6 protein-coding genes are annotated in these 6,452 nt (G+C 69.7%); 2 read left to right on the plus strand and 4 right to left on the minus strand.

What is annotated here, in order from left to right; translation table 11 throughout:
* Positions 1-41: 41 nt before the first annotated feature.
* The 3 genes from VNW53_RS09645 to VNW53_RS09655 all read right to left on the minus strand — a co-directional run bounded on the left by VNW53_RS09645 (position 42) and on the right by VNW53_RS09655 (position 2,704).
* On the minus strand, positions 42-1,268 hold the full coding sequence (locus VNW53_RS09645; protein WP_325555333.1) for an acyl-CoA dehydrogenase family protein: 1,227 nt from the start codon (positions 1,266-1,268) through the stop codon (positions 42-44).
* Positions 1,269-1,281: 13 nt separating this feature from the next.
* The gene (locus tag VNW53_RS09650) at positions 1,282-2,397 is read right to left on the minus strand and encodes an acyl-CoA dehydrogenase family protein (RefSeq protein ID WP_325555335.1); all 1,116 of its coding nucleotides are present in this window, start codon (positions 2,395-2,397) and stop codon (positions 1,282-1,284) included.
* Positions 2,398-2,503: 106 nt separating this feature from the next.
* The gene (locus VNW53_RS09655) at positions 2,504-2,704 is read right to left on the minus strand and encodes a hypothetical protein (protein WP_325555337.1); all 201 of its coding nucleotides are present in this window, start codon (positions 2,702-2,704) and stop codon (positions 2,504-2,506) included.
* 101 nt (positions 2,705-2,805) lie between these two features.
* On the opposite strand from VNW53_RS09655, the gene VNW53_RS09660 reads away from it, so the two are divergent.
* Positions 2,806-3,072: a hypothetical protein gene (locus VNW53_RS09660; protein ID WP_325555338.1), complete on the plus strand. Its 267-nt coding sequence runs from the start codon at positions 2,806-2,808 to the stop codon at positions 3,070-3,072.
* 42 nt (positions 3,073-3,114) lie between these two features.
* On the plus strand, positions 3,115-5,736 hold the full coding sequence (gene pepN / locus VNW53_RS09665; RefSeq protein ID WP_325555339.1) for an aminopeptidase N: 2,622 nt from the start codon (positions 3,115-3,117) through the stop codon (positions 5,734-5,736).
* 52 nt (positions 5,737-5,788) lie between these two features.
* Here the strand turns inward: pepN and VNW53_RS09670 are convergent.
* Positions 5,789-6,452: hypothetical protein (locus tag VNW53_RS09670; protein WP_325555340.1), on the minus strand; the 664-nt coding region annotated here is incomplete at its 5' end.

Raw genomic sequence — 6,452 nt, forward strand, 5'->3', positions numbered from 1 at the left:
GTCGCTCGTTGGTGTCAACAATGTCGATACATAATGGGGACTCACCGGCCCGTCGGCATGTCCTTGAAGGCCACGTCCTTGTCGACACGGATGTCGCCGGGCAGGCCCAGCACCCGCTCGGCGATGATGTTCTTCAGGATCTCGTCGGTGCCGCCGGCGATGCGCAGGCCGGGCGCGAACATCAGGGAGCCCTGGAAGGCCGCGTGCAGCGGGGCCAGCTCCGGGTCGTTGATGATCCCGTACTGGTCCAGCATCTCCACCGCCGTATTGCCCAGGTCCTGCATCTGCAGGGCCGTGACCACCTTGCCGATCGAGCTTTCCGGCCCCGGCGTCTGGCCGCGCGAGAGCGCGGTCATGGTGCGGTTGCGGGTATGCTTCAGCCCCTCGGTGGCCACGTACCAGTCGGCCAGCTTCTCGCGGATCGCCTGATCCTTCAGCACCGGCGCGCCGTCGAGGCCGGGGATGGCCCGCGCGGCCTCCAGGAACTGCGCCCAGCCCACGCCCGAGGGGCCGCCGACCGCCAGCCGCTCGTTCATCAGGGTGACCAGGCTGACCTTCCAGCCGTCGTCGACGGCGCCCAGCCGCTGGCTGTCCTTCACGCGGACATCGGTGAAGAACACCTCGTTGAACCCCGAGCCGCCGGACATCTGGTGGATCGGCTTCACCTCGATGCCGGGATCGCGCATGTCGACCCAGAACATGGTCAGGCCCTTGTGCTTGGGCGCGTCGGGGTTGGTGCGGCAGACCACGATGCCGAAGTCCGAGAACTGGGCGCCCGTCGTCCACACCTTCTGGCCCGAGATCAGCCAGTCGCCGGAGCCGTCAGGGGCCCGCACCGCCCTGGTCCGCGCCGCCGCCACGTCGGAGCCGCCGGAGGGCTCGGAGAACAGTTGGCACCAGATCTCCTCGCCGCGCAGGGCCGGCCCCACGAAGCGCTGCTTGGTGGCCTCGTCAGCGAAGCTCATCACCGTCGGAACGCACATGCCGAGCCCGATCTGGAACGGATTGCCGGGGACCGGATAATGGGCCTCTTCCTGGTTGAAGATCACCTGCTGGATCGGCGTCCCACCGGCTCCGCCCCATTCCTTGGGCCAGGTGATCTGGGCGTAGCCGGCCGCGGCCTTCTTCGCCTGCCAGGCCTTGGAGGCGGCCATGCTGTCGCCGCCCTCGGGATCGCCGCCGGCGGACCGTTTCGGCGCATTGGCCTCCAGCCAGGCCTTGACCTGGGCGCGGTAGGCGGCTTCGTCGGCGTTGTCGTTGAAGTCCATCGGTGCGTTCCCTTCAAGCCGCGTTGCGCCGTTCGAGATGGCTCACCAGCCGCTCCTTCCAGACCCGGGGCGCGCCAGCCACCAGGCTGAGCTGGCGCGAGCGGCGGTAGTAGAGGTGGCAGTCCATCTCCCAGGTGAAGCCGATGCCGCCGTGGGTCTGGATGTTCTCCTTGGCGGCGAACCAGAACGCCTCCGACGCGGCGATCCGCGCGGCGCTGGCGGCCAGCGGCATCTCCGGCGCGTCGGTGTTGAGCGCCCAGGCGCCGTAATAGGCGTTGGAGCGGGCGAGCTCGTTCTTGACGTAGATGTCGGCCAGCTTGTGCTTGATCGCCTGGTAGGACGCGATCACCCGCCCGAAGGCGTAGCGCTCCAGCGCATAGGCCTTGGCCATCTCCAGGCACCGGTCGGCGCCGCCGCACTGCTCGAAGGCCAGCAGGATCGCCGCGCGGTCCATGACCTGCTCCAGCAGCTCCAGCCCCGCGCCGGCCGCGCCCAGCCGCCGCGCCGGGGCGTCCTTGAAGGTGAGGCGGGCGGCGTCGCGGGTCGGGTCCAGGGTCTGCAGGGGCTCGCGGGTGACGCCGGCGCCGGTCAGGTCGACCAGGAACAGGCCGGGCTTGCCGTTCTCCTTGGCCAGCACCAAGGCCACGGTGGCGATATCCCCGTCCGTGACCGGCAGCTTGACGCCGCTCAGCCGGCCATCGGCGACCGTGGCCTTGAGGCTCGCGGCGGTGACCGCGCCCGGACCCTCGGACGTGGCCATGCAGCCGATCGCCTCCCCGGCCGCGATCTTCGGCAACAGCTCGGCCTTCTGGGCCTGGTCGCCGGCCAGCATCACCGCCTCGGCCAGGAAATAGACCGTCGAGGCGAAGGGGATCGGCGCCACCGCGCGGCCCAGCTCCTCGGCGATGGCGCAGAGCTCCAGGTGGCCCAGGCCCAGGCCGCCGAATTCCTCGGGGATCGCAGCCCCCAGCCAGCCCTGTGCCGCCACGGCAGTCCAGAGGGCGTCGTCATAGGCCTTGCCGCCGTCGTCCAGCACGCCGCGCACGCGAACCGTGGGGCAGTTGGCGTCGAGGAACTTGCGCGCCTCGGCCTTCAGGAATTTCTGGTCGTCGGAGAAATCGAAGTTCATGAGCTGCCGATCCCGCCGGTTGGCCCGGCTGCTGACGTTTCCTCGCACGTCAACATACGCCCCGCGGCGGGGGTGGAAAGCATGACCTCGCGTCAGGGGAAGACCTCTAGCCTGCGCCGCTCTCGAAAACGCCGTCCGGGGAGACCCGGCCCACCAGCCGGCCGCCCTCCCAGAGCTCGCCCGCCCGGCCCTTCTGCGCGACCTCTTCGGCGCGCGCCGCGGCCGCCTTGTCGTCCGTCGCCGCAAAGGCCTCGCCGAGCTGCAGGCGGCCGTCCGGTTCGATGATGTAGATACGATAGGATTTCACGTCGCGCCCCCCGGCAGTCTTACGTTGTAAGGCGTTTGCGCGCGGTGTCTGTCGACTTCCGGACGCACCGGGAAAAAAGCTTGTGGAACAAGGACCTCGCCTTGTCCGTTCGCCGGGCCATGGACAGCCATCGACCGCTCGCCATGCAGATCATCGTCGCCTGGCGGGACAACAAATGGGTGGTGCTGCGCGAGGCGGCGGAGGTGGGCTCGTACGCCTACCGCGCACACGCCATGGACATGGCCCGCACCCTCGCCGCCGAGGCCCAGGCGCAGGGCCGCGACTGCTACATGCTGGTGCGCGAACAGGACGGCTGCTGGGAGGAGCACCCCTGCCCGAAACCGTCCCGCGACGGCCCCGCGGGCTGAGCCCGCCTTGGCGCCGCCACGCTCGCGGGCCTAGATGGCGCCATGCGCACAGACACGCCCCAAGCCATCAAGCTCGCCGACTATCGGCCTCCCGCCTTCCTCATCGACCAGGTCCAACTGACCTTCGACCTCAAGCCCGACGCCACCCGCGTGAAGGCCAGGCTCCAGGTCCGGCGCAACGGCGACCACGCCGAGGCCCTGAAGTTCAACGGCGAGCGGCTGAAGCCCATCTCCGTGGCCATCGACGGCCGGGTCCTGGCGGAGGCCGAGCGCACGATCGACGGCGAATATCTGACCATCCCCGACGTCCCGGACGCCTTCACCCTGGAGACCGAGGTCGAGATCGATCCGGACGCGAACAAGGCGCTCGACGGCCTCTACATGTCCGCCGGCCGCTTCTGCACCCAGTGCGAGGCCGAGGGCTTCCGCAAAATCACCTTCTGGCCGGACCGGCCGGATGTCCTGTCGCGCTTCACCGTGCGGATCGAGGCGGACACGGCCTTCCACCGCCTGCTGGCCAACGGCAACCTGATGGAGAACGGCCCCCTGCCGGGCGGCCGCCACTACGCGGTGTGGAACGATCCCTTCCCCAAGCCCTGCTACCTCTTCGCCCTGGTGGCCGGGGAACTGGACGTGCTGGAGGACAAGCTCGTCACCATGACGGGCCGCACCGTCGATCTGCGAATCTACGTCGATCCCGGCATGGCGCCGCGCGCCGCCTACGCCATGGACGCCCTGAAGCGCGCCATGCAGTGGGACGAGCAGACCTTCGGCCTGGAGTACGACCTCGACCTCTTCATGATCGTCGCGGTCCGCGACTTCAACTTCGGGGCCATGGAGAACAAGGGGCTGAACATCTTCAACTCCTCGCTCCTGCTGGCCGATCCGGCCACCGCCACCGACATGGACTTCGAGCGGATCGAGAGCGTCGTGGCCCACGAATATTTCCACAACTGGACCGGCGACCGGGTGACCTGCCGCGACTGGTTCCAGCTCTGCCTGAAGGAGGGCCTGACGGTCTTCCGCGACCAGAGCTTCTCGGGCGACCAGCGCGGCCACGCCGTCCAGCGGATCAAGGACGTCAAGGCGCTCCGCGCCCGCCAGTTCGCCGAGGACCAGGGCCCGCTCGCCCACCCGGTGCGTCCGTCCAGCTATCTGAAGATCGACAACTTCTACACCGCGACCATCTACGAGAAGGGCGCGGAAGTGATCCGGATGCTGAAGACCCTGATCGGGCCCGAGGCCTTCCGCAGAGGCATGGACCTCTACTTCGAACGCTGGGACGGCCACGCCACCACCGTCGAGGAGTTCATCCGCTGCTTCGCCGACGTCTCCGGCCAGGACCTGACGGCCTTCTTCGCGTGGTACGAACAGGCCGGCACGCCCCAGGTGACGCTGAAGAGCGCCTATGACGCCGAGCGCCGCGAACTGACGCTGGAAATCGTCCAGGAGACCGCCCCGACTCCCGGCCAGCCGGTCAAGGGCGCCCTGCCCATCCCGGTCACCATCGGCCTGCTGGACGGCGACGGCCGCACCCAGGCCTTCATGCGCGACGGCCAGGCGGTGGACGAGACGGTCGTGGTGCTCGACGGCGCCAGGACCAGGGTCACCCTGACCGGCGTCGACGAAAAGCCGGTGATCTCGGCGCTGCGCGGCTTCTCCGCCCCGGTGAAGCTCACCTCCAACGCCGAGGCCCGCGACCGCTACATCCTGCTGGCCGGCGACCCGGACCTGTTCAACCGCTGGGAGGCCGGCCAGGAACTGGCCCGCGCGCTGATCCTGGCCCGCGCCACAGGCCAGGCCGACGAGGTGGGCGAGGAACGCTACGCCGAGGCCGTGGGCCGCGCCCTCGCCGACCAGGCGGCCGACCCGGCCTTCAAGGCCCTGCTGCTGATCCTGCCTTCGGAGCCGGACCTGGCGCTGGCCATGGCGCCGGCCGATCCGGCCGCCATCCACGAGGCCCGCGAGGCGCTGCGCACGCGGCTTGCCCTGCACCTCGGCGATGAGCTGAAGCGGCTGCACATCGGCCTGCAGGAGATCGGCGAGTTCTCGCCGGACGCCGCCGGCGCCGGCCGCCGCGCGCTCCGCAACGCCGCCCTCGACCTGATGGCCGCCAACCCCCGCTCGGAGGTCGGCGAACTGGCGTGGAGCCACTACGAGGCCGCCGCCAACATGACCGACGCCATCGGCGGCCTGGCGGCCCTGACGCTGATCGGCGGCGAGCTCTACGAGCGCGCCCTGGTCGACTTCTACGAGCGCTGGAAGGCCGAGCCCCTGGTCATCGACAAGTGGTTCGCCGTGCAGGCCCGCGACCCCGACGAGGGCGCGCTCGGCCGGGTCCTGGCGCTCACCGCCCACCCCGCCTTCGAGGCCAAGAACCCCAACCGCCTGCGCGCGCTCGTCTCCACCTTCGCGAGCTTCAACCCGGTGCGGTTCCACGACCCGAGCGGCGCCGGCTACCGCTTCCTGGCCGACCAGATCCTGGCCACCGATGGCTTCAACCCGATGACGGCGGCCCGCCTGGTCGAGCCGCTGGGCGGCTGGCGGCGCTACAAACCGGAGCTCGGCAAGCTGATGAAGGCCGAGCTGGAACGCATCCTGGCGGCGCCCGGGTTGTCCAAGAACGTCTTCGAACTGGTCAGCCGGTCGTTGGCGGAGGGGTAGGCTCCGGACTCAATTGGATTTGCAAACAGCCCTGTCGCCGCGCCCCACGGCGCTATGGGACATGCAAAATCAGCAGTTGATCCGTCATCCCCAGGATTCGCTGCTGGGTGATCGCGACGAGGCGATGGTCGGCATCGATGTCCCAGCCTACGGACCACCCCGGGTCGAAGCCCCGGAAGCCTGAGAAGGCATAGCTGGCGACCAGCGCTCCGGTCTGGGGATTCCACACTTGCACCGGCCCCTCTTCGCCCGTGGTCTTGCTGTAGGAGATGAGATCGCCGCGCGGGGTGAGCGCGAGCGCCGCGACCCTGCCCGCCGGCATCGTCGCCGTCGGCGTCGTTTCGCCCGCGCGGTGGATGAGGATCGGGCTGTTGTTCCGCGGCAGTTCGGACGCGCCGGTGCGCGGGCCGAAGCTGCTGGACCCGTTGCCGGTCGAGGACCCGGCGATCAGCGTTGCGCCATCGCTCGATACGGCAAGCGCCGTCGCGGACTCGATAAACGGCAGCGGGATGGGCGGCTCGGCCGCGCCGGGCCCCACCTGGCCGGCATAGAAGGCCAGGGTGCGCGGCGGCGGCGCGTCGGACGGCAGCGCCTTCGCCCAAGCGACATAGATATCGCTGCTGTTCGCGATGGGGGCGACGGCGGCGGACAGGACACCCCCCGACGTGGGGTCGCGGCCGGTGGGGTAGGCGTCTGCGTTCTTTCGCCCGGTGGCG

Origin of the sequence: Phenylobacterium sp. (genome assembly GCF_035569475.1) — a bacterium.
Lineage (GTDB): Bacteria > Pseudomonadota > Alphaproteobacteria > Caulobacterales > Caulobacteraceae > Phenylobacterium.